25 protein-coding genes are annotated in these 21,258 nt (G+C 56.1%); 11 read left to right on the top strand and 14 right to left on the bottom strand.

Going from position 1 to position 21,258, the window contains the following annotated elements:
- Window positions 1-15 precede the first annotated feature (15 nt).
- The 5 genes from V7Q41_RS02075 (at window position 16) to V7Q41_RS02055 (ending at window position 2,577) form a co-directional block, all read left to right on the top strand.
- Entirely contained in the window at window positions 16-510 is a 495-nt protein-coding gene (locus V7Q41_RS02075) for a hypothetical protein (RefSeq protein ID WP_333842141.1), read from the top strand.
- A gap of 128 nt (window positions 511-638) precedes the next feature.
- Window positions 639-953, top strand: a complete 315-nt coding sequence (locus V7Q41_RS02070) for a hypothetical protein (protein WP_333842138.1) — start codon at window positions 639-641, stop codon at window positions 951-953.
- A 7-nt stretch (window positions 954-960) separates the two neighbouring features.
- Window positions 961-1,248: a TIGR03643 family protein gene (locus tag V7Q41_RS02065; protein WP_333842136.1), complete on the top strand. Its 288-nt coding sequence runs from the start codon at window positions 961-963 to the stop codon at window positions 1,246-1,248.
- Window positions 1,249-1,522: 274 nt separating this feature from the next.
- Window positions 1,523-2,077, top strand: a complete 555-nt coding sequence (locus tag V7Q41_RS02060) for a hypothetical protein (RefSeq protein ID WP_333842134.1) — start codon at window positions 1,523-1,525, stop codon at window positions 2,075-2,077.
- Window positions 2,078-2,085: 8 nt separating this feature from the next.
- Window positions 2,086-2,577 (top strand): DUF2244 domain-containing protein, encoded by a 492-nt coding sequence (locus V7Q41_RS02055; protein WP_333842132.1) that lies wholly within the window; start codon window positions 2,086-2,088, stop codon window positions 2,575-2,577.
- Here the strand turns inward: V7Q41_RS02055 and V7Q41_RS02050 are convergent.
- From V7Q41_RS02050 to V7Q41_RS01990, 13 genes are all read right to left on the bottom strand, one after another.
- Window positions 2,569-3,180 carry an LON peptidase substrate-binding domain-containing protein gene (locus V7Q41_RS02050; RefSeq protein ID WP_333842130.1) on the bottom strand — a complete coding sequence of 204 codons (612 nt, stop codon included), beginning with the start codon at window positions 3,178-3,180 and terminating at the stop codon, window positions 2,569-2,571. The genes V7Q41_RS02055 and V7Q41_RS02050 overlap by 9 nt on opposite strands.
- Window positions 3,177-4,133, bottom strand: a complete 957-nt coding sequence (locus V7Q41_RS02045; RefSeq protein WP_333842129.1) for an ABC transporter ATP-binding protein — start codon at window positions 4,131-4,133, stop codon at window positions 3,177-3,179. Before V7Q41_RS02045 ends, V7Q41_RS02050 begins: the two co-directional genes overlap by 4 nt.
- A complete protein-coding gene (locus V7Q41_RS02040) occupies window positions 4,130-4,909 on the bottom strand; it encodes an ABC transporter permease (RefSeq protein ID WP_333842128.1) in 780 nt (259 codons plus the stop codon). Before V7Q41_RS02040 ends, V7Q41_RS02045 begins: the two co-directional genes overlap by 4 nt.
- Window positions 4,909-6,447: a phytoene desaturase family protein gene (crtI, locus tag V7Q41_RS02035; protein WP_333842126.1), complete on the bottom strand. Its 1,539-nt coding sequence runs from the start codon at window positions 6,445-6,447 to the stop codon at window positions 4,909-4,911. The genes V7Q41_RS02040 and crtI overlap by 1 nt, the downstream gene beginning before the upstream one ends.
- A gap of 177 nt (window positions 6,448-6,624) precedes the next feature.
- On the bottom strand, window positions 6,625-7,161 hold the full coding sequence (locus V7Q41_RS02030) for a hypothetical protein (RefSeq protein ID WP_333842125.1): 537 nt from the start codon (window positions 7,159-7,161) through the stop codon (window positions 6,625-6,627).
- 14 nt (window positions 7,162-7,175) lie between these two features.
- Window positions 7,176-7,493: a hypothetical protein gene (locus V7Q41_RS02025; protein ID WP_333842123.1), complete on the bottom strand. Its 318-nt coding sequence runs from the start codon at window positions 7,491-7,493 to the stop codon at window positions 7,176-7,178.
- A gap of 66 nt (window positions 7,494-7,559) precedes the next feature.
- Window positions 7,560-8,129 (bottom strand): hypothetical protein, encoded by a 570-nt coding sequence (locus V7Q41_RS02020; protein WP_333842120.1) that lies wholly within the window; start codon window positions 8,127-8,129, stop codon window positions 7,560-7,562.
- A gap of 45 nt (window positions 8,130-8,174) precedes the next feature.
- Window positions 8,175-8,912, bottom strand: a complete 738-nt coding sequence (locus V7Q41_RS02015; protein WP_333842118.1) for a TerC family protein — start codon at window positions 8,910-8,912, stop codon at window positions 8,175-8,177.
- A gap of 89 nt (window positions 8,913-9,001) precedes the next feature.
- On the bottom strand, window positions 9,002-9,781 hold the full coding sequence (locus V7Q41_RS02010; RefSeq protein WP_333842116.1) for an enoyl-CoA hydratase: 780 nt from the start codon (window positions 9,779-9,781) through the stop codon (window positions 9,002-9,004).
- A 58-nt stretch (window positions 9,782-9,839) separates the two neighbouring features.
- A complete protein-coding gene (locus V7Q41_RS02005; protein ID WP_333842113.1) occupies window positions 9,840-11,705 on the bottom strand; it encodes a M61 family metallopeptidase in 1,866 nt (621 codons plus the stop codon).
- Window positions 11,706-11,709: 4 nt separating this feature from the next.
- The gene (locus V7Q41_RS02000) at window positions 11,710-12,162 is read right to left on the bottom strand and encodes a DUF3429 domain-containing protein (RefSeq protein ID WP_333842111.1); all 453 of its coding nucleotides are present in this window, start codon (window positions 12,160-12,162) and stop codon (window positions 11,710-11,712) included.
- Between the two features lie 21 nt (window positions 12,163-12,183).
- Window positions 12,184-12,909, bottom strand: a complete 726-nt coding sequence (locus V7Q41_RS01995; RefSeq protein WP_442918778.1) for a DsbC family protein — start codon at window positions 12,907-12,909, stop codon at window positions 12,184-12,186.
- A gap of 72 nt (window positions 12,910-12,981) precedes the next feature.
- On the bottom strand, window positions 12,982-14,103 hold the full coding sequence (locus V7Q41_RS01990; protein WP_333842108.1) for an FAD-dependent monooxygenase: 1,122 nt from the start codon (window positions 14,101-14,103) through the stop codon (window positions 12,982-12,984).
- 33 nt (window positions 14,104-14,136) lie between these two features.
- On the opposite strand from V7Q41_RS01990, the gene V7Q41_RS01985 reads away from it, so the two are divergent.
- On the top strand, window positions 14,137-15,138 hold the full coding sequence (locus V7Q41_RS01985; protein ID WP_333842103.1) for an MOSC domain-containing protein: 1,002 nt from the start codon (window positions 14,137-14,139) through the stop codon (window positions 15,136-15,138).
- Window positions 15,139-15,188: 50 nt separating this feature from the next.
- Window positions 15,189-16,280, top strand: coding sequence for a redox-regulated ATPase YchF (gene ychF / locus V7Q41_RS01980; protein ID WP_333842101.1), 1,092 nt, complete (start codon window positions 15,189-15,191; stop codon window positions 16,278-16,280).
- A gap of 111 nt (window positions 16,281-16,391) precedes the next feature.
- On the opposite strand, the gene V7Q41_RS01975 is transcribed toward ychF, so the two are convergent.
- On the bottom strand, window positions 16,392-16,883 hold the full coding sequence (locus V7Q41_RS01975; RefSeq protein WP_333842152.1) for a YqaA family protein: 492 nt from the start codon (window positions 16,881-16,883) through the stop codon (window positions 16,392-16,394).
- 131 nt (window positions 16,884-17,014) lie between these two features.
- Between V7Q41_RS01975 and dusB the strand changes: the two genes are divergently transcribed.
- The 4 genes from dusB to V7Q41_RS01955 are packed head-to-tail and all read left to right on the top strand — an operon-like array spanning window position 17,015 to window position 21,258.
- Window positions 17,015-18,049: a tRNA dihydrouridine synthase DusB gene (gene dusB, locus V7Q41_RS01970; protein WP_333842100.1), complete on the top strand. Its 1,035-nt coding sequence runs from the start codon at window positions 17,015-17,017 to the stop codon at window positions 18,047-18,049.
- The gene (locus V7Q41_RS01965) at window positions 18,042-18,278 is read left to right on the top strand and encodes a helix-turn-helix domain-containing protein (protein WP_333842098.1); all 237 of its coding nucleotides are present in this window, start codon (window positions 18,042-18,044) and stop codon (window positions 18,276-18,278) included. Before dusB ends, V7Q41_RS01965 begins: the two co-directional genes overlap by 8 nt.
- A gap of 19 nt (window positions 18,279-18,297) precedes the next feature.
- On the top strand, window positions 18,298-19,911 hold the full coding sequence (purH, locus tag V7Q41_RS01960) for a bifunctional phosphoribosylaminoimidazolecarboxamide formyltransferase/IMP cyclohydrolase (RefSeq protein ID WP_333842095.1): 1,614 nt from the start codon (window positions 18,298-18,300) through the stop codon (window positions 19,909-19,911).
- Between the two features lie 57 nt (window positions 19,912-19,968).
- Window positions 19,969-21,258, top strand: a complete 1,290-nt coding sequence (locus V7Q41_RS01955) for a DEAD/DEAH box helicase (protein ID WP_333842149.1) — start codon at window positions 19,969-19,971, stop codon at window positions 21,256-21,258.

The following is a 21,258-nucleotide window of genomic DNA, read 5'->3' as shown; positions in this document are numbered from 1 at the left end:
CTCAATAAGTAAAGGATGAATATGCGCAATTTAAGTTTCCGAATGATCGGTGTCATTTTTGCAGCGTCAGTGTTAGGGGCTGCAATATTCATAGCACCTAAAACACTAGCGCAGTCCACAACTTCAGCCTTTTCTGGTGTTTGCGCTGGGATTTTTAATGTAGCCAATCCCTATGAAGTGGCGATGCGTCAAACGGGCGGAACCATTGACACTGAGGGATTGAATGCATCTGTACAACTTGATTTGACCAACAACAAAGCTTATATCGTGGTCAACCAAGGCACCTTTAATCGAAATTCAGATACTGTGACTTACAGAGTTGAGGCCATATCCAACAGGGCGATAACGCTGACTGATTTTCCACAAATGCCTGGTGCAAAAAAGGGCGTAGTGGTGACGCCTGAACTGGGAGGAAATACAGAGTTTTTATTAATCCCTGTGAATTCCGGCAACACAATACTGATTCAGGGTCTTAATTTTGGCGCTAGCGGTGTTTGTCAAAAAGTGTGACCACATTGAATTTAATTTGTCATTCAGCGCCTGTTTTGAGTAGTTATTGAGTAGCTAAATTGTCGAAAAATCAGAATCACCACAGATAATTTAACTTTTGATAGAGAAATCTCTCAAAATCTTGGGTGATGAGATTTTCTTACATGCTCCACAACAAAGAAGGCCATGGTCGCCGTGTGCCGCGCGGGCAGGCGTGGCAGTGGACGCACGACTTAGAAAGTCTGGCGCATTTGCAGTCGATCTTGGATTGGATTGACGTGCGCGTGACGGTGGATCGACTGAGTCTTTTGAATGTGTACCTCGATCACACCGAAATCACAGCGCCCAAAAACGCATCCATTTCATTTGGGAGTAAATCGCAAATCGTCTACAGCAAAGTGACCTTGCCCACTCGGGTGATTGACATGAGCCAGATTTGCGCCAACATGTCTGTTCATCCTTAAATCAGCCATGTCAGTTAAATTTTCTCAACGGCTTGCACTTCTTTCTCCAGGTGATGTCTCGGCCGTGATTCAAATGGCCTGGGAGGACAGGACGACCTTTGAAACGATTCATGAGCGTGTGGGGCTGTCAGAATCTGAGGTCATTCAACTCATGCGCCACGAACTCAATGCCAGCTCTTTCCGTTTGTGGCGCATGCGCATGAAAGGCCGAGTGACCAAACACCGTGCTTTGAGAAGCCCTGAGATGAAATTTGAAGACCGTTCGGTGGCAAATCACCGCCGAGCCAATTGCTGATTGAACCTTTTGCGGAGAACCCAATGACTGAAGACCCAAGATGCTGCGGAACCGGGACTTGCATCATCAACGAAGACGGACAGTGTTGGTGCGGCCAAACGTGGGATGGGGAAAAGATGTGTTTCCCACAGTCCAATGACACCACCCGTGTGGATGACCAGGCTTCGGGCCCAAGCCAAGCTGTTGTGGATTGATGGGCTTGGTGCAGCGCTTTTTCAAGCAGTGCCAAACTGTGCTTTTGCGCCATGGCACACAGCAGCTAACCATTTTTTTCTTGGCCTTGTTTTCAGTTTTGGATGGGTTCTTGCCGGTTTTGCCCGCTGAAATGTTTGTGGTGGTTTTGTGCATTCTTCAGCCGCAACAAGGCAAAGTTGTCGTGCTGTCGTTTGCAGCGGCGAGTGCCTTGAGTGCTTCTTTCTTGGCTTTGGTTTTGGGGACGTGGAGCCCATCGGGTGAGTGGTTGGGCTTGAACCTTCTGGGCGACCAAGGCCCACAAGCCTTGCATTGGGTGCGAACCTGGGGGCCGGTCGGACTGGTGTTTGTGTCTGTTTTTCCAGACGCACCACGCGCCTCCATTGCTTTACTGGCTTTGGGCGGGGTGGCGCCTTTGGCTATAGCGGGCATGGTGTTCATGGGCAAACTGATGCTCTACACCGTGCTGTTGTTTTTGATTCATCACTTGCCCTCGCGGGTGGTGCAATGGCGAGGCGCAGGCGCAACATGGCTGAGGTGGTTGCAGCGCCGCGCGAGTCGCTTTGTGGCCTATTGCCGCCGTATTCGTTGGCTTGCGCATTGCGCAAACCAAGTCACTTCCCCCCTCGTCAACTGATTCGATCCATGGATACGAGCAACGTTCATTTATCAGACCGTATTTCAGGCAAGTTGGATGGCACTGGCTGGGTCTGGCACCTGAAGAGAAATATTTCAATGGCACCGTCGCACTTGGCATTTATTTTTATGGGCCTGGGTGTTGTTTCTTTGCTGATTGGTTTTGGTTTTTATTGGATGGGGGCATCGTTGGTGTTGCCCTTTTGCTTGGTAGAGATTGCAGCACTGGTGATGGCTTATTTTTACAATGCCATCCATGCCAATGATTATGAAAAATTAACCGTGGACGGCAACGTCATCACCTTAGAGAGAAAAGTTGGGTTTAAAACCCACCAGGTGCAATTGGTCAAGTCGCTGACCCGAGTCGACACTGTGAGCCATCTGAACGAAATCGTTGAACTGAGGCAGGGCAGTCAAAACACCTATTTCGGAAAGTTTGTGCACGCTAATTTGCGGCCTCAGCTGGCGCGAAAAATTTCAGAGCGATTGCGTCTAATCTAAGTTGGCATTTGACAGCAGCCAATCCACGTCTTGCAGTCTTTTCAAGGGGTCCAGTTCGCGCAAGAGCGCTTGTTTCTGTTCGGTATCGATGGCCATGGCTTCTGCAAAGCGGTTAGCCACCCAGCCACATTGGTCCAACAGATAGGGTTGAAAAATGGGCAGGTGTTGGATTTGCCCCTGCTGCTGTGCACGCGCGATCACTTGACCTAATCGATCCGCATTTTTTTGCAGTGCCGTTGGTAATTCAACTTCTGGGTCGTTCGCAAGGTAGGTGATGTCACCTTGCCAGACGCCCAATGGCCCGGCTTGTGTGTCATGCAACTCAAAGCGCGGCCCACCTTGGCACGTCACCAGAAACAAGTTGGGTTGAAGCTGCTGAAAGTCTCGGATGTGTGCAACACAGCCGAAGGCGTGCAGCAAAGGCACCTCACCTGGCACTTGCACCTCGCTGCCTTTTTTTAACCCGATCACACCAAACGCAAGGCCTTGTTGGTGGCAACGTTTGATCAAGTCAAGGTAGCGAACTTCGAAAATTTGCAGCGACAGCATGCCATCTGGAAACAAGCCATGCGACAGGGGGAACAGAGGAATTTTGTCTCTCATGGTGGTGTGATGGTGTGTTCAGTTTGGCTGGAGGCTGTTATCGGAGTGTGACCGACAAGCTCAAGGTAGGCATCTTCTAGGGTGACGGGTTGCACACGCACGGCGCTGACCTGTGTCCCGTCTAGCGCGTCAACAATCTCTCGCAAGCTCAAATCGTGAGGCAGCAAAAGACGTATTTGATCCGCGTGTTGGCGAACGGTCCAACCTAAGCTCAGAGCCCGTTGCGTCAGGGCAGCGCTGTCAGTCGACTGCACCATGGCCACTGCTTGGCCAGGGATGCGGGCTAACAATTGCGGCACGCTGCCCTCGGCCACCACTTGGCCGCAGCGCATCATGGCCACTCGGCTGCACAGTCGCTGGGCCTCCGCAAGATGATGACTGGTGAGCAAGATGGTTGTGCCGCTGTCACGCAAGCCCTCGATCAGACGCCAAAGATCCATGCGCGCTTGTAAGTCAACAGCTGCGGTGGGCTCGTCCAGCAATAGCAGCTGGGGTCGGTGGATCAAGGCAACGGCCAAGTGAAGCCGCTGTTGCCAGCCGCCCGACAGCTTGCCCACGCGGGTGTGTGCGTAGTTGTCCAGTTCAAAGCTGTGCATCAACTCTGCCACCCGTTGTGTGCGTTGCTTGTCAGACAAGCCGTACACGCGGGCAAAAAAGTGCAGGTTTTCAGCGGGCAGCAAATCAGGATACAGAGCGCAGTGCTGCGAACACACGCCAACCATGCCGCGCGCGCGATAACCCAGTTCCATCAACGGCTTACCCATCAAGCGCACCTGTCCATGGTCGTAGGACACAAGCTTGCCAACGATGTTGAGAACCGTCGATTTGCCGCACCCATTGGGCCCAAGCAGACCCACCACCTCGCCTGGCTCTACCCGCAGATGGAACCCATTCAAGACATGCTGGCTGCCATACCACTTGTGAAGATCATCGATGTGGAGAACCGTTGTCATTTGTGTTTGTCCACACCCAGCAGATGCCGATAAGACTGCATGCCCAAAGCCAGAGATAGGCCACAAAACACCAACAAAAACGTCAACTCAAAGCGCAATTCATGCCACCCCATGCCGTAGGCTGCCACCCCTTTGAAGGCTTGGTTCATGTGCAGCATGGGGTTGATTTGGGCCACGGCTTGCATGCCCACTGGCATGATCTCGAGTGGGAAAAAAGTGCCGCCAAGCACCAACAGCGGCACACCTATCGCCGACAAGGCCACCACCACTTCTTCGCTGCGTCTCGCAAAGCGTGCACCTAGAAAAAATCCCATGCCCACGTAGGAAAAGACGCAGAGCAGCAACACCACGCCGCCCAATAAAAGGCTGCCATGGTATTGAACACCGATGAGCAGGGCAATGCTGTAGAGCATGACCACTTGCATCAAAGCCAGCAACAGCTGAGCCATGACCACGCCCAAAAAGTAGGCAGCGGGCAGCAGAGGTGTGGTGAGCAAACGGGGCAGCGTGCCTCTCTCGCGTTCAGAGGCGATCACCGCGACGGTGCCACCCAAGCAACTGAAAAACAGCGCGGCACCTACCAAAATACCTGCTGCCGCCGCATCCAAACCAGCACGCATGCTGTCGTTGTGCGCATAGACCAAACCAAACAGCAGCATCATCGTCGAGGGAAACACAGCCCAAAAAATCAGGCCGCGCTGTTGCCGCCATTGTTCTAGTAGCAGCCGCTGCGCCACTGCACTTGTTTGTATCCACAAAAGATGGCTGCTGTGCATCACAAGGACCGCTTAAAAGTAGTCGCCTCGGGTAGCACGGTGTCCAGCGCTTTTGCCGACATCAGCACACCCGGTATGCCAGCGCCAGGATGGGTGCTGGCACCCACCATGAACAGGTTTTGAATGTCTTCGCTCCGGTTGTGCGGTCTAAACCAAGCGCTTTGCGTCATCAGCGGCTCCAGCCCAAAGGCTGCGCCTTGGTAGGACAGCAGATGGTCTTGAAAGTCTTGCGGATGGGTCATGAACGAGACCGTCAGGTGCTGGCTTAAATTGGGCAGCACAGTGGCTTCTAGCGCTTTGGCAATGGCAGCGCGGTAAGGCTCCGCATGACTGGCCCAATCGGTGCCACTTTGGAGGTTGGGGACAGGCGCCAAAACATAAAAAGTGTCGCAACCTGGCGGCGCCATGGCAGGGTCCGTGGCTGTTGGGCGATGCAAGTAGAGGTTGAAATCTTTAGACAGATGGTGGTGCTTGAAGATGTCTTGCAGCAAGCCTTCATAACGCGGGCCCATCATCATCATGTGGTGCGGTACGTCATCAAAACGTTTGTTGGTGCCAAAGTACCAGACGAAAAGGCTCATCGAATACTTGCCCTTCTCCACTTTGGCGTTGGTCCAGACCTTGCGGTGTTTGGCTTCGATCAGGTTTTTGTAGGTCCAAGCCGCATCGCCATTGCAGACCACGATATCGGCTGCAATTGTTTCCCCGCTGGTCAACGAGACGCCACAAGCGCGTCCATCGCTGACATGGATGCTGCGCACTTCAGCGCCCATGCGCAGACGGCCGCCCATGCCTTGGATCACATCCACCAAGCCCTTCACCAACATCCCCGTGCCGCCCATCGTCCAGTGCACGCCAAAACGTCTCTCTAGCGCATTGATGAGGGAGTACACACAGGTCACTGAAAACGGATTGCCACCAATCAACAGCGACTGCAGACTCAAGGCTTGGCGCAATTTGGGATGTTGAAGGTGCGTGGCGACCATGGCATGCAGGCTTCGCCAGCCTTTCATGCGAACAATCGCGGGCACCGCTTTGAAAAGATCACCCATGTTGTCAAAGGATTGGCAACTCAAGGTGTCAAAGCACAGATCTAAACAAAGGTCAGCCTCAGCCAAGAATGCGGCGTATCCTGGCCCAGCCGTGGGATCGATGCGCAGCACCTCCGCACGCATGCGCTCGGGGTCACCGCTGTAATCGAAGTGGTCCCCGTCGTCGAATTGGATTCGGTAAAAAGGGTCGAGTAAACGAAGCGTGACGTCATCGGCCATATGGCGCCCAGCCAGACGCCACAACTCCTCAAGCAAGAGCGGTGCGGTGACGATCGTCGGGCCAGCGTCAAAGGTGTGGCCGTCGACACGCATCACGCGGGCACGGCCGCCAGGCTCATGCAACTTCTCGAGCACCTGCACCCGCCAACCTTTGGCGCAGAGGCGAACGGCTGCCGCCAATCCACCAAAACCGCTGCCAATCACAAGCGCGAGAGGGGGTTGGGGGTCTGCCTCTAGATGAGGCGGCTCAGTGGCGTTGGCATTCATTGGCGTTGGCCAGTTGTTTGGGCATGTCGTTCTTATTCAGGTCACAGAGATGATCGCGCAAGGCAATCTCTCAAGGTAGATTATTTTGATCCATGGCTAAGAACTGGGTGTCTCATCAATCAAATGACCTTGACTCGGTCGCTTGATTTCTCAAAATGCACCAGCCCACTGGAGGCCCTACCCTGGGGATAGAACGTTTTGCGTAAAACTCTTGGACCGAGGCGTGAAGCACTTGACTAAATCAGATGGCATCTCTGGTGCTTGCCGTGACAGGTAGTCGCGAATAAAGGGCGCTGCCACCCAAGGCTGTGTGTAGCCACTCCAAATGGCATTGGGGACCACTGAGAGCGCACCATTCGCTTGGGTGAGTGTCACCACCGCAGGCAACAGATCGTCAAATTCCACTTCAACCAAGAGCCAAGCACCACTTGACCATGCACTGGCAATTTGTGCAGATTGGGAGTTGGGGGGGCTGTAGTTTTGGATGGTGCTTTGAGCTTGGCGCAACAGCGCCTCGTCAACGCCCAGCATGGTCACGTTTTGACAGCTTCGTGTGAGCGCAACCCATTGGTTGTTGACATGCCCCAATAAATCCACCTTGCGGCCGTCGATGGCCAGCAAATTGCCATTTTCTGTTGGCTCAATCTGAATGTGCGTCGCGAAGACACCGCAAATGACCAAGGCGAGCAGCGGGATGGAAACTCTTGGGTGCATCGATGAATGAAAAATTAGCGAAATGTTTGCAAGTACTCATCGATCATGAAGACGCCGTAAGACACCAAACCCAGCAAACACAAAAACACGGCCAGCACATACCAAGTGAGTTTGAATTCAGTGCTTTCGTAGCGGTGCAGCAAATGCATCAACTGAACAGTGGTTGAAAACTGTTGTCCATTGAAGGTGAACTGCAAATCACTCATAGAGAAGGTGACTTTGTATTTTTCGTACAAGTACTTTTTGTACTCGGGGTTGCTGAGTTGTTTTTCATGGCGCAGCCATACCTTGGGCTTGCGTATTTTGTTGAGGGGCCTGTATGTCTGGGTCATTACAAATCAAATTTTAGGGGTCGGCTTGCGCTGATTCAATGACATTGTTGCCACTTGGCCGTCAGGTCAACGGGCGTGTGTGCTGTGCATGAGCTTGTAGCCCTTGATCACCACACTGGCAAATGTCAATACCAGCACGGTGCCCGTCCAGTCACCCACTCCCATGACCAAGGCGCTTTGTAGCCAGTTTTGTGTGAGGTCAACCCAAGCAAACCAAATTTGATGCAGGGTGGCGTTGATGACGGCAAACAGCACAGAAAGTTTGAAGAACCCGACAGACCTCAACCCGTTGAGCTGAGGGTTGAGTTGAAGAAAATGAACCGCGATGTGGCGCGACAGGAAGGGTGCACCCGCCGAGATCAGGGATGTCACGATGTTGTAGACATGTGCATCGTTCGTAAAAGAGTAGTTGATTGCCAGTGACGCTGCTGCGATGCCCAAAGTCCCTGCCAATGGCAACACAAGCACCAACAACAGTCGCAAGCCGCTGGGGATGAATATCCAATTGGTGCCATGCGAAAACTCGAACCATTCAAACCAATACATGTTGAGATGAAAGGCGAAGTAGTACGCCAGCGAACATACAAGCACCAAAGCTGCATGGAGGTGAAGATTGATTTTCTCTTGCGTTTGCATCCCCGACATTATATTTTCAATACATGGGCGGGGTGTATACCTGCTTCAGGGCTGCTGCTGGTGCAGATGCACCACGTTCTTGGCGCGCTTACGAAAGCGGATGTTGAGCATTTCAACGCCCAGCGAAAACGCCATGGCAAAGTAGATGTATCCCTTGGGGATGTGATGACCCAAGCCCTCAGCCATCAGCACCACGCCCACGACCACCAAGAAGGTAAGGGCCAGCATTTTGATAGACGGGTGGTTAGACACAAAGCGGCCAATGCTGGTGGCAAACACCATCATCAGAGCGACCGAGGTGATGACGGCTGCAATCATGATGTTGACGTCATCCACCATGCCCACCGCGGTGATGATGGAGTCGAGTGAGAACACCAAATCAATCACCATGATTTGCAAAATGATAGACATCATGGTGTTGCCAGCAGCTGAGCCACTGTGCCATTCTTCGCCTTCGAGGGACTGGTGAATTTCAGCCGTGCTTTTCCACACCAAGAACAGGCCACCCAAAATCAAAATCAAGTCGCGACCAGAAATGTCTTGCTCGAGCACCGTGAACAAAGGCTGAACCAAACCCATGATGACCGACAACAGCAACAACAAACCAATGCGCATGAACATGGCCATGAACAAGCCAAGGCGACGTGCAAATTCACGTTTGTCAGGCGGTAATTTGTCTACCAGGATGGAGATGAAGATGATGTTGTCAATGCCCAGCACCAACTCGAGTGCGGTGAGGGTGGCAAAGGCAATCCATGCTTGTGGGTCGGTCAAGAGTTCCATGGGCACTTTCTGATTGGAATGGCTGCATGGTAGCGAGCGATCAATGGTCCACAAGCTGTGTGCATTTTGTGGGTGTTGGAGACCAAGGCTTATTGGTGCTTAAAAGCGGCAGCACGTTTGTTGACAAATGCGTCCATGCCTTCTTTTTGATCTGCCGTGGCAAACAAGGCGTGGAACAAGCGGCGCTCAAACATGACGCCGTCGGCCAAGCCGCTTTCAAAGGCGCGGTTGACCGACTCTTTGGCAGCCATCGCAGCGATTTGCGAGTAGCCGCAAATCATCAGGGCCGCACCCAAGGTTTCTTCCATCAGCTTGTCCAGCGGTACCACGCGGCTGACCAAGCCTGAGCGCTCGGCTTCCGCCGCGTCCATCATGCGGCCCGTCAAAGCCAAGTCCATGGCTTTGGATTTGCCCACGGCGCGTGGCAAACGTTGTGTGCCGCCCGCGCCAGGAATGACGCCGAGTTTGATTTCGGGTTGGCCAAACTTGGCGTTGTCAGCCGCAATGATGAAGTCGCACATCATGGCGAGCTCGCAACCGCCTCCCAAGGCAAAGCCGCTGACGGCGGCAATGACGGGCTTGCGGATGCTGCGGATGGTTTCCCAGTCCCGGGTGATGTAGTCGTTTTTGTAAACATCGGCAAAGCTGTAGGTGGCCATGGCACCAATGTCAGCGCCTGCGGCAAAGGCTTTTTCGCTGCCCGTGATGACCATGCAGCCAATGGTTTCGTTGGCATCAAAAGCTTTCAGTGCTTGGCCTAACTCGACCATCAGTGGTGCGTTCAGCGCGTTGAGCTGCTTGGGACGGTTGAGGGTGATGATGCCCACTTGGTCGGCTTCGGTGTGGACGGTGATGAATTCGTAGTGCATGGCGTGGCTCTCCAAGAAGGTGTGGATGGGGGTTAAAGCAGTGAGGGGTGGGGCGCAACTAGGGGCTGAGCCATGGCTGGACAAGTTGGGGGTTGTGCAACACGAGCCGCCAAGTGCTGTTGGCTTTGGCGTCAGGCAATGCAAGCGTGAGATGGCGCAGTTGGTGGTCACGGCTCACCAGGACCCCTACCTTTTTGGCCGTGCCTGCGTAGAGCAACAAGTCGTCTAGCTTTTTGATGCGCCAAGCGGTGGTGTTGGGTGTGTTTGCTTTGCCAGTGACTTCTACTCCCAGCCACTCATCGCCTGGGGCAAAGCCAGCCTTGTGTGCCACGCTGCCATTGAGCACGGTTTTGATCAGCACGGCGTGTTCTTGTACCACACGCAAGCCCAAACGTTGTGCCAATTGGGCGGGGTCGTGTTGCACACCCACACCGTGCGAGGCCAGCAGTTTTTCGAGCGGCAGCTCGCGCGTGCCATGCACCCAGGCTTTGAGCTCTGGCGCCCATGAACGGCCAGTGAGTTCTTTTAGAACAGCCTGCACATCGGCTTGGGTCATCGTGCCATCGTGTTTGCCCGTGCAACAGCGCGCCCATAGGGCGCGCATCACATCGTCTAGCGAGACACTGTGGTTTTTGACGCCGTGCTGACGCAGCGACAAGTCCAGGCACAAAGCCACCAGCGCGCCTTTGGTGTAGTAACTCACCGTGAGGTTGGGGCTGTTGGCGTCTTGGCGGTAGTACTTGGTCCAGGCCTCAAAGCTCGACTGCGCCACGCTGTGCACCTCGCGCCCTGGCGTTTGCAAGACTTGGTTGATGCTTTTGTTGAGCAGCTTCAGGTACTGCGCATCGTCAATCAGCCCTGCGCGGCGCAGCAGCAAGTCGTCGTAGTAGCTGGTGAAGCCCTCAAAGAACCACAACATCTGGGTGTAGTTTTCTTGGGTGTAGTCGTAGCGCGAAAACTCGGCAGGACGCAAACGCTTGACATTCCAGGTGTGGAAATACTCATGGCTGATGAGGCCCAGCAGCGTGATGTAGCCGTCGCTTGGTTTGGCTTCGTGTGACTTGGAATCTTTGGCAGTGCCGATGCTGCTGTCGCTGAGACGCGGTAGGTCAGCTCGGTTGCAAATCAGCGCGGTGGAGTTGCGGTGCTCTAGGCCGCCATAGCCTTCGGCCACTGCGTTGAGCATGAACACATAGCGCTTGTGCGGTGTGGCCGCGCGTTTGTTGTTGGACTTTGAATGGCCGTGCCAAAAGCGGATGGCGGTTTCGCAAATTTTTTGGCTGTCCCGCAGCAAGCGGTCGCCGTCAAACGCGGGCGTGGCACCGGCCACCACAAAGCGGTGTTCGATGCCGCAGGCTTGAAAGCTGCCGCTCCAAAAAGTACCCATCTCCACGGGGCAGTCCACCAACTCGTCGTAGTCAGCGGCCACATAGGTGCCAAAGCCATGGCGGTCGGTTTTGACGGGGGTCAGGCCAGTGGCCACTTGCCAGGGTGTGTGTGTGTGATCGGTGGCTTTGTCGTGCGCGTTGAACGATGTCGCGACCAGCTCTAAATGATGCGGCACATCGGTTTGCCCCTCGACTTGCAAACACAAACTTGTGCCGTTGAAAAAGCCGCGCTGTGTGGTCAACCAGGCTGTGCGCACCGAGTCATCGTGCGCATGCACTTGGTAGTTGAGGGTCAGAGGCGTGCCAGCTTCGCAGTCCACCGCCCAAGAGGCTTTGTCGTGCTGTTGCACAGACACGGCACGCGAGCCTTGGCGCGCGCTGATGCCGGTGATTTGCTTGGCAAACTCGCGCACCATGTAGCTGCCCGCAATCCACACTGGCAACGACACGCGTTGTTTTGCGGCGGGTTGCGCGATGGTGAGTGTCACGCCATACAAGTGGGCGTGCAGGTCGGCGGCTTCGATGCGGTAGTGCATGGCGTTAAGTGGCTGCAGCGCCCAACAAGCAAGCCAAGGTGGACACCACGGTCAAGCGAAAGCGCATGGTCATCCAATCGCGCAGGCCCGCTTCGGGCCATGTTTTGCGGTCCACCAAATAACAGGCCAACAGCAGCAAAGCCAGCAAAGGTAAGCCAGCGAAGGCGGGCATGATGACAGCTATCCAAGCTACCAACGATGGAATCACGCCCCACACCATGTGCAGCTTGCGCTGCGGTGCGTTGTGACGCAACCCAATGCCCCAATGGATGCCACCCAAAAACGCCGCGATCGTGGCGCCATAAGCGCTGAGTGCCATGGCCACCAGCGGATGCGCTTCAGGTGTGACGATCCACATGAAAAAGGCCAGCACCACAAAGGGGATGAGGCCTGTGTAGCCTAAGCGCTCAATCAACTTGCCAGCATTGCTGTCTGGCGTGATGGGGGAGTGAACCATGGCGGACTCGTTTCTGATGGGTTATTTGCTGGCGTCGGCCAAGAGGCGTTCAATTTTGGCGCTGTCAATCGCCCCTGGCACGCGCGTGCCGTCTTGCGCCACCAAAGTGGGTGTGCCAGTGATTTTGTATTTGCGGGCGAACTCAAGGTTGCGGTCAATGGCAGCGGTGTTGCATTGTGCGGTAGGAGCCGGCATGTCTTTTTGCATCAGGTTGACCCATGTGGCGGCTGGGTCTTTGGCACACCAGACATTGCGGGATTTTTCAACCGAATTGGGGCCAAGCACGGGCAACAAGAACACATAGACCGTCACGTTCTCGACCTTGGCCAAGTCGCGTTCGAAGCGTTTGCAGTAACCGCAGTTGGGGTCTTCAAACACCGCGAGTTTGCGTTTGCCATTGCCGTTGACTAAGGTGAAGGCGTCTTTGAGGGGCAAGGTGTTGAAATCAATCGCGCTCAGTTTGGCCTCGCGCTCTTCGGTCAGGTTGCGCTTGCTTTTGGTGTCAATCAAATTGCCTTGAATCAAAAAGTTGCCGGCGGCGTCGCTGTAGTAAATCTCGTTGGTGCTCAGGCGTAGCTCGTAAATTCCAGCCAAGGGGGTGGGCGTGATTTCTTCAATCTTTGGAATTTGCGGAATGCGCTCGCTCAGGTTTTTGCGGATTGTGGCTTCATGGCCTTGGGCCAAGGCAGTGCAAAAGCTGAGGGCCATCAGTGCGGCGGCGGCGAGTGAGCGAAAGGTGTGTTGCATGGGCTTGAGCTTCAAAAAATGGGTGTGTTTAAAAGTTGTGCCGCGGTGGGTCAGCGCGTCCTCAACGGTTGCTTAGCGCATGGCCTGTTGCATGGTCCAAGCCTTGAGGGGTGCAAGTTGGTTAAAACGATTCATGCCCCAGTTACGCACCGCTTGCACCCCTGTGTTGGGGTGGGCGAACAGGCGTTGCAAGCCATCGCAGGCCAGCCACACGGGCGCCATGTCGGATTTGCGCGCGCGCTCGTAGCGTCGCAAAAAGTAACGGTCTCCCACGCTGCGCCAGTAGTCTTTGGCCTCACGAGCTTTCAGCACATGGGCCAGTTCGGACACATCTGCCAAACCCAGGTTCAGGCCTAAACCTGCGAGGGGGTGGATGGTGTGGGCCGCATCGCCGGCCAGCGCCCAAGCGCTGCCATCGGCAAAGTTACCCGTCCAGCGGTCGGCGCATGCCAGTTGCAGCGGCCATATGGCGCGTTCGCTGGTCAGCTCGATTTGGCCGAGCACGCCGTGGCTTGCTTGTTCAAGTGCGGCACCAAATGCTTCGGCACTCAAAGCCAGCATGTGGTGGGCGCGTTCCGGGGGCAGTGACCACACCACGCTGGCTGTGTTGCCCTGCGCGCCGCCCAAGGGCAGCAGCGCCAAAATTTCTAAGCCGTGGGTGCCGCGGTGAAACCACTGCAGCGCTTGCTGGCGGTGCGGCGAACTGCAACGCACCCGGGCGGCCACGGCGTTTTGCTGATAGGGCAGCACTTCAAAGTTCACACCCAGCTCTGCGCGGGTGGCGCTGGTGCGGCCTTCGCACACCACCGTCAAGGCGGCGGCTTCGGGGGCGCAGAGGGGGGTGATTTCTGCTTGGTAACGCACGGCATCGGCCAATTGGGCTTCGAGCACGGGAACGTCCACAATCCAAGTCAGCCCCTCGGGGGTAGGGCTTTCAAAGTGGGTAAAGCCACCCTTGTCGCCCCACACGCGCATGTGCTGGACGGGCGTGGCATGCAAGCCATCGGGCCAGCAGCGTAATTCAGACAGCAGGCTGCGAGAAGTACTATTGAGTGAGTAAGCCCTAACGTCCTGCACAGTTTGCGGGGTGGCGCTGACCAAGCCCACGCGCAGTTTTTGTCGAGCAAGCAGCAGCGCCAAGGTGCGCCCCACCATGCCATCGCCACGAATACAAACGTCTAGTTTTTGAACCATGAAGTTGATTGTAGGAGGGCGGCACAATGCAGCATGACCTCCAGTTTTCAGCCCTCTACTTCACAAGCCCAAGTGGCTGCGCTGCCCCTGCATGCCTGTGCAGAGTTCCAAGCAAGCATTGCCGCCTTGTGGGTGTTTCCCATCAAGTCGTGCGCGGGTATCTCGGTGCAGCAAGCCTTGCTCACAGCCACGGGTTTGGCCCATGACCGTGCGTGGATGGTGGTGGATGCGCAGGGCGACATGCTGACCCAACGTGAACTGCCGCGCATGGCGCTGGTTCAGCCTGAGTTGCTGCACGCAGGCGCAAGCGTGTCCGAGTTGGTGTTGCACGCCACGGGCATGGCGGCGTTGCATTTGCCTTGGACGGCTCAGGGACGCAACTCGATTGAACGGCCAAACAAGCCAGCCACCCCACAGGCTCACGCCATGCAAGTCCGCATCTGGTACGACCAAGTGCCCGCTTTCGACATGGGAGAGGCCGCCAGCGCTTGGCTGACCGAGTTTTTGGGTCAAAGCTTTGGCCCATTGCGTTTGGTGCGTTTTGACGAAAACCACCCCCGCTCTAGCAGTGCCCATTGGACGCAAGGTTTGCCATCGCTCAACCAATTCAGTGATGGTTTTCCGTTGCTGGTGGCCAGCACCGCGTCGTTGGACGAACTCAACACCCGTTTGCAAGCCAAGGGCGAAGCGGCCGTGGACATGCGACGTTTTCGAGCAAACGTGGTGTTGGGTCAAGACGCTCAGTCGCATCCTTTGAACGCGCATGACGAAGACCGCATTGAAACACTCACCTTCCACACAGAAGGTGAGCCTGCCCAACTCAAACCTGTCAAACCCTGTCCGCGGTGCCCTATTCCCAACATCGACCCCGACTCGGCCCAAAGCCACCCTGCGGTGAGCGACACGTTGCTGGCTTATCGTCAAGACCCAAGAGTCGACGGCGCGCTGACGTTTGGCATGAATTGTTTGCCTGTGGCGGGTATTGGCCAAGTGCTGTGTGTGGGCCAACGCGTCAGCGCTGATTGGGCGTTTTAAAACGGCAGAGCTGCGTCATTACAATCTGAGGCAGTTATAAGGATATTTTTATGAGTTTGAAATGCGGCATCGTGGGTTTGCCCAACGTTGGCAAATCCACCCTGTTCAACGCCCTCACCAAAGCGGGCATCGCGGCTGAGAATTACCCCTTTTGCACGATTGAGCCCAACACCGGCGTGGTCGAAGTGCCTGACCCGCGCTTGCAACAGTTGGCCCAGATCATCACGCCCGAGCGCATCGTGCCTGCCATTGTGGAGTTTGTGGACATCGCAGGTTTGGTGGCGGGTGCCAGCACGGGCGAAGGCTTGGGCAACAAGTTTTTGGCCCACATCCGCGAAACCGACGCCATCGTCAATGTGGTGCGTTGCTTTGAAGACGACAACGTCATCCACGTGGCCAACAAAGTAGACCCGATTGCCGACATCGAAGTCATCCAGACCGAGTTGTGCTTGGCCGACTTAGCCGCCGTGGAAAAAGCCCTCCACCGCGTGAGCAAAATTGCCCGCTCTGGCGACAAAGAAGCCGTCAAACAAATGGCGATTTTGGAGAAATGCCAAACCGCGCTCAATGACACCAAACCCGTGCGCACCATCGACTTCAGCAAAGAAGAGTTGGTCGAACTCAAGCAGTTCTTCTTCATCACCGCCAAACCCGCCATGTTTGTGGCCAACGTTTCTGAAGACGGCTTTGAGAACAACCCCTTCCTCGATCGCCTCAAAGAATTTGCAAAAGCGCAAAACGCGCCCGTGGTCGCCATCTGCGCCAAGATCGAAGCCGAGTTGTCCGAAATGGAAGACGCCGACCGCTTGGAGTTCTTGAAAGAACTCGGCCAAGACGAGCCAGGCCTGAACCGTTTGATTCGTTCAGCCTACACACTTTTGGGCCTGCAAACCTACTTCACTGCCGGCGTCAAAGAAGTGCGCGCATGGACCATCCACGTGGGCGACACCGGCCCACAAGCGGCTGGTGTGATTCACACCGATTTTGAAAAGGGCTACATCCGCGCCCAGACCATCGCGTTTGACGACTTCATCGCCTTCAAAGGCGAACAAGGCGCCAAAGACGCAGGCAAGATGCGCGCGGAAGGCAAGGAATACGTGGTGAAAGACGGCGACGTGATGAACTTCTTGTTCTCGTCTTAAGTCACTGCTTTGCAGCGAAAAAAAACCGCTCAGTGAGCGGCTTTTTTTTCTTTGCTCATTCGTCTTGTCGAGAAATATCCAGATACGGTTGAGCGGTTGGCTGAGGTTTGATTAACCCATCCCCCAATGCTGCGGAAACACCCAAAGCAAGGCCGCCGTCATCAGCACATACCGCGCAAACTTACCCACCGCCATGTAGGCCACGCAGGGCCAAAAGGGCAGGCGCAGCCAACCCGCCACGGCGCACAGCGGATCGCCTACCACCGGTAGCCAGGCCATCAAGCATGCTTTGGGTCCAAACGCTTCGAGCCAGCGCAGGGCACGCGCGTCTTGATTGGTTTCTGTCTGGCGCAATTTGTCGCTGACCTTGTGCGCGCCGTGACCCATCCACCAACTGAGCGCGCCACCACCTGTGTTGCCCACCGTGGCCACCAAAATCGCGGGCCAGAACAACTCGGGGTTGAGTTTGACCAAACCAAACACCACGGGCTCTGAGCCCATGGGCAACAAGGTGGCCGAGATGAACGACACCACAAACACGGTGCTCAGACCGTATTGGGGCAGGGCCAAGGCGGCCAGCATAGATTGCATCCAAATTTCCATGGTCCAAGTGTAGTGACTGGGCTTGTCAAGCTTGGAAAACGCTGACGAAATGGTCATTCAATCTGCAACTGCTGAAAATTTAAGCAGGTACAATGGTGCCTCCTTTTTAAGCGCTTGCCATCTCTCACCCCATGCACATCGGCCCTTACACCTTGGCAAACAACCTGTTTGTCGCGCCGATGGCTGGCGTGACCGACCGACCATTTCGCATGTTGTGCAAGCAATTGGGTGCGGGCTATGCGGTGAGCGAGATGGTCACCTCGCGCAAAGACTTGTGGACCAGCCTCAAAACTTCCCGCCGCGCCGACCACACGGGTGAGATCGGCCCCATCGCCGTGCAAATTGCGGGCACCGATGCGGCCATGATGGCCGAGGCCGCGGTCTACAACATCGAGCGCGGTGCGCAAATCATCGACATCAACATGGGTTGCCCCGCCAAGAAGGTGTGCAACAAATGGGCGGGCTCGGCCTTGATGCAAGACGAGCCGCTGGCCATGTCCATCGTGCAGGCGGTGGTCGATGCGGCTCAGCCTCACGGTGTGCCCGTCACCTTGAAGATGCGCACGGGTTGGTGCGACCAACACAAAAATGCCGTGACCTTGGCCCGCGCCGCCGAGGCCGCAGGCGTGCAAATGATCACCGTGCACGGCCGCACCCGCGAACAAGGCTACAAAGGCTTGGCCGAGTACGACACCATCACCGCGGTCAAGCAATCGGTGCGCGTGCCCGTGGTGGCCAATGGCGACATTGATTCGCCCGAGAAGGCCAAACAAGTTTTAAAGCTTACCGGCGCAGATGCCGTGATGATTGGCCGCGCCGCCCAAGGTCGTCCTTGGATATTCCGCGAAATCGCGCACTACTTGGCCACGGGCGAACACTTGGCCCAGCCTTTGGTGGAGGAGGTCAGCCGCTTGTTGCTGGCGCACCTCGACGATCACTACGCCCTGTACGGCGAGCGCACCGGCGTGCGCAGCGCTCGCAAACACATTGCTTGGTATATCCGCAGCTTGCCAGGCGGTGGGGCGTTTCGCCAACACATGAATGCCCTGGAAGACAGCGCGTCTCAACACCGCGCCGTGGCGGCCTTCTTTGATGACCTCGCGCAGGCGCATGAGCGCTTGCCTCAATCAGTTTTATCAGTTGAACCTTTAGCTTTGCATGAGTAAAAAACACATTGAAGAGGTGGTGCGTGCCAGCCTCGATGCCTATTTCCGTGACCTCAAGGGCACTGAGCCCGACAACATGCACGACATGATGGTGCGTGTGGTTGAAAAACCGCTGCTTGAAGTGGTGATGCAGCACGCCGACCACAACCAGTCGCGCGCCGCCGAATGGCTGGGACTGAACCGCAACACGCTGCGCAAAAAACTTCTCGATCACAAACTCATCAAATAAGACTCTTACAAAGAAAAGCATGAAAGCACTCATTTCCGTCGCTGACAAAACCGGCATCGTCGAACTCGCGCGTGAACTCCACGCCTTGGGCGTGGGCCTCATCTCCACAGGCGGTACAGCCAAACTCTTGGCCGAACAAGGCCTGCCTGTGACTGAGGTGGCAGAAGTCACGAACTTTCCTGAAATGCTTGATGGCCGTGTGAAAACCCTGCACCCCAAAGTGCACGGCGGCTTGTTGGCACGCCGTGATACGCCAGAGCACATGGCCGCTTTGAAGGCGCACAACATTGACACGATTGACTTGCTCATCGTCAACCTCTACCCCTTTGAAGCCACTGTGGCCAAGCCCGGCTGCACCCTGGCCGATGCGATCGAGAACATCGACATCGGCGGCCCAGCGATGGTGCGCTCTGCCGCCAAGAACTGGAAAGACGTGGGCATCGTGACCGACGCCAGCCAATACGCGGACGTGATGGCTGAACTCAAAGCCAGCGGAAAACTCAGTGACAAACTGCGCTTTGCTTTGTCTGTGGCCGCGTTCAACCGCATCAGCCAATACGACGGTGCGATCAGCAACTACCTATCCAGCGTGAACTTTGAAACTGACAAGTTGAGCGAAACCTACGTGCCCGAGCTTGCCCAATTCAGCGGCCAGTTCAACGCGGAGTATGTGAAAGTGCAAGACCTGCGTTATGGCGAAAACAGCCACCAGCAAGCCGCTTGGTACCGCGACTTGGCTCCAGCGGTGGGCTCGCTCGCCACAGGCGTGCAACTGCAAGGCAAAGAACTCAGCTACAACAACATTGCCGATGCCGATGCGGCGTGGGAATGTGTCAAGAGCTTTGACACGGGCGCCAACGGCGACCCTTCACAGGCTGCAGCCTGCGTCATCGTCAAACACGCCAACCCCTGCGGCGTGGCCGTGGGCGCAAACCCACTCGAGGCCTACAGCAAGGCTTTTCAAACCGACCCCACCAGCGCGTTTGGCGGCATCATTGCCTTCAACCGTCCCGTGGACAAAGCGGCCGCTGAAGCGGTCAGCAAACAATTCGTCGAAGTATTGATGGCCCCTGACTTCAGCGCCGAAGCGCTGGACGTGTTCAAGAGCAAAGTGAATGTGCGCTTGATGAAAATCGCTTTGCCCGCCCACTACGGCGACGTGCGCAATGCGCTTGAAACCAAGCGCGTGGGCTCAGGCCTCTTGCTGCAAAGCGCCGACAACCACGAGTTGGCTTTGGCTGACTTGAAGATCGTCACCGTCAAACAACCCACCCCTGAACAATTGCATGACTTGTTGTTCGCTTGGAAAGTGGCCAAGTTCGTCAAGTCCAACGCGATCGTGTTCTGCAAAAACGGCATGACCATGGGTGTGGGCGCAGGCCAAATGAGCCGCCTCGACTCGGCCCGCATCGCCAGCATCAAGGCCGAAGCCGCCAAGCTGAGCCTGCAACACACCGTGGTGGCCAGCGATGCGTTCTTCCCCTTTCGCGACGGCCTCGACGTGGTGGTGGATGCAGGCGCGACCTGCGTGGTCCAGCCTGGCGGCTCCATGCGCGACCAAGAAGTCATAGCTGCTGCCGACGAGCGTGGCGTGGCGATGGTGTTCACGGGTGTGCGGCACTTCCGTCATTGATTGCCCACATTGAACATTGACAACACCCTCGCGTCGCTCGATGCGGCGCAATCTGTCCTGAGCTTCGCGCAACTCGGTCTCAATGCTGAACTGCAAATCTCTGCCGCCCAAGCCGGCTTTACGCTTCCCACGCCCGTGCAGGCGCAAGCCATTGGCCCCGTGCTCAATGGCCGCGATGTATTGGCCCAAGCCCAAACGGGCTCCGGCAAAACAGCCGCCTACGTGCTGCCCATGTTGCAGCTGCTCATGGCCACAGCTGCTTCGCGAGACGAAGCCGCAAATTCACGAAATACCAAAACCAAGCGCAGCACCCAAGTGCTGGTGCTCGTGCCCACGCGCGAGCTAGCCGCACAGGTGAGCGACGTGCTGCGCGATTTGGCGCGGCCTTTGGCGCAGTCCATCAAAGTAGGCACCTTGTTCGGCGGCGTGTCGATCAACCCCCAAATGATGAGCCTGCGCAGTGGCGCTGATGTGGTGGTAGCCACACCCGGACGCTTGCTCGACATCGTCGATCACAAGGCCTTGAACCTCGGCCATGTGCAGCACCTCGTGCTCGACGAAGCCGACCGTTTGCTCGACCTCGGCTTTTCCGAAGAACTGCAACGCATCTTGGCGCTGTTGCCCGCTCAGCGACAAAACTTGTTGTTCAGCGCCACCTTCGAGCCAGCGGTGCAAAGCCTTGCACAAGCGCTGCTGCACAACCCCGAGCGCATCACCATCGCCCACACCGAAGCGCACGCGCCCGACATTGCGCAACGTGCCATCCAGGTAGACGAAAAAAGCCGCACGGCTTTGCTGCGCCACCTTATCAAAACCCATGCGTGGAAGCGCGTGTTGGTGTTCGTCGCCACGCGTTATGCGTGTGAGCATGTGGCCAATAAGCTGTACAAAGCGGGTATTTTTGCCACCGCGTTTCATGGCGAGATGAGCCAAGGTGCTCGTCAAGATGTGCTGGCCGAATTCAAAGAAGATCGCTGGGAGGTGGTGGTCACTACCGACTTGGCGGCGCGTGGCATTGACATCGCGCAGCTGCCCGTGGTGGTTAACTACGACTTGCCGCGCTCAGCCACCGATTACACGCATCGCATTGGACGCACTGGCCGTGCTGGCGCTCATGGCGAGGCGCTCAGTTTTGTCACGGCGGCTTCGCAGGCGCATTGGCTGTTGATTCAAACACGTGCCCAAATGCAACTGCCTGTCGAAGTGCTGGAAGGCTTTGAGCCCACCGAAGTTCCGCCGCCTGTGTCAGCGCTGAACGACGGAACAGGCGGCATCAAAGGTGCACGCCCGAGCAAAAAGGACAAGTTAAGAGCGGCCGCTGCAGCGCGAGCGCATGCTGAGTCTTGA

The organism is Limnohabitans sp. (assembly GCF_036804465.1).
GTDB lineage: Bacteria > Pseudomonadota > Gammaproteobacteria > Burkholderiales > Burkholderiaceae_C > Limnohabitans.
This window is presented reverse-complemented; position numbering and strand designations above follow the sequence as displayed.

Excerpts from the sequence above, each read along its gene's own strand:
- V7Q41_RS02075 (WP_333842141.1), top strand. The coding sequence starts at position 16 with ATGAATATGCGCAATTTAAGTTTCCGAATGATCGGTGTCATTTTTGCA.
- V7Q41_RS02070 (WP_333842138.1), top strand. The coding sequence starts at position 639 with ATGAGATTTTCTTACATGCTCCACAACAAAGAAGGCCATGGTCGCCGT.
- V7Q41_RS02065 (WP_333842136.1), top strand. The coding sequence starts at position 961 with ATGTCAGTTAAATTTTCTCAACGGCTTGCACTTCTTTCTCCAGGTGAT.
- V7Q41_RS02055 (WP_333842132.1), top strand. The coding sequence starts at position 2,086 with ATGGATACGAGCAACGTTCATTTATCAGACCGTATTTCAGGCAAGTTG.
- V7Q41_RS02050 (WP_333842130.1), bottom strand. The coding sequence starts at position 3,180 with ATGAGAGACAAAATTCCTCTGTTCCCCCTGTCGCATGGCTTGTTTCCA.
- V7Q41_RS02045 (WP_333842129.1), bottom strand. The coding sequence starts at position 4,133 with ATGACAACGGTTCTCCACATCGATGATCTTCACAAGTGGTATGGCAGC.
- V7Q41_RS02040 (WP_333842128.1), bottom strand. The coding sequence starts at position 4,909 with ATGCACAGCAGCCATCTTTTGTGGATACAAACAAGTGCAGTGGCGCAG.
- crtI (WP_333842126.1), bottom strand. The coding sequence starts at position 6,447 with ATGAATGCCAACGCCACTGAGCCGCCTCATCTAGAGGCAGACCCCCAA.
- V7Q41_RS02030 (WP_333842125.1), bottom strand. The coding sequence starts at position 7,161 with ATGCACCCAAGAGTTTCCATCCCGCTGCTCGCCTTGGTCATTTGCGGT.
- V7Q41_RS02025 (WP_333842123.1), bottom strand. The coding sequence starts at position 7,493 with ATGACCCAGACATACAGGCCCCTCAACAAAATACGCAAGCCCAAGGTA.
- V7Q41_RS02020 (WP_333842120.1), bottom strand. The coding sequence starts at position 8,129 with ATGCAAACGCAAGAGAAAATCAATCTTCACCTCCATGCAGCTTTGGTG.
- V7Q41_RS02015 (WP_333842118.1), bottom strand. The coding sequence starts at position 8,912 with ATGGAACTCTTGACCGACCCACAAGCATGGATTGCCTTTGCCACCCTC.
- V7Q41_RS02010 (WP_333842116.1), bottom strand. The coding sequence starts at position 9,781 with ATGCACTACGAATTCATCACCGTCCACACCGAAGCCGACCAAGTGGGC.
- V7Q41_RS02005 (WP_333842113.1), bottom strand. The coding sequence starts at position 11,705 with ATGCACTACCGCATCGAAGCCGCCGACCTGCACGCCCACTTGTATGGC.
- V7Q41_RS02000 (WP_333842111.1), bottom strand. The coding sequence starts at position 12,162 with ATGGTTCACTCCCCCATCACGCCAGACAGCAATGCTGGCAAGTTGATT.
- V7Q41_RS01995 (WP_442918778.1), bottom strand. The coding sequence starts at position 12,909 with ATGCAACACACCTTTCGCTCACTCGCCGCCGCCGCACTGATGGCCCTC.
- V7Q41_RS01990 (WP_333842108.1), bottom strand. The coding sequence starts at position 14,103 with ATGGTTCAAAAACTAGACGTTTGTATTCGTGGCGATGGCATGGTGGGG.
- V7Q41_RS01985 (WP_333842103.1), top strand. The coding sequence starts at position 14,137 with ATGACCTCCAGTTTTCAGCCCTCTACTTCACAAGCCCAAGTGGCTGCG.
- ychF (WP_333842101.1), top strand. The coding sequence starts at position 15,189 with ATGAGTTTGAAATGCGGCATCGTGGGTTTGCCCAACGTTGGCAAATCC.
- V7Q41_RS01975 (WP_333842152.1), bottom strand. The coding sequence starts at position 16,883 with ATGGAAATTTGGATGCAATCTATGCTGGCCGCCTTGGCCCTGCCCCAA.
- dusB (WP_333842100.1), top strand. The coding sequence starts at position 17,015 with ATGCACATCGGCCCTTACACCTTGGCAAACAACCTGTTTGTCGCGCCG.
- V7Q41_RS01965 (WP_333842098.1), top strand. The coding sequence starts at position 18,042 with ATGAGTAAAAAACACATTGAAGAGGTGGTGCGTGCCAGCCTCGATGCC.
- purH (WP_333842095.1), top strand. The coding sequence starts at position 18,298 with ATGAAAGCACTCATTTCCGTCGCTGACAAAACCGGCATCGTCGAACTC.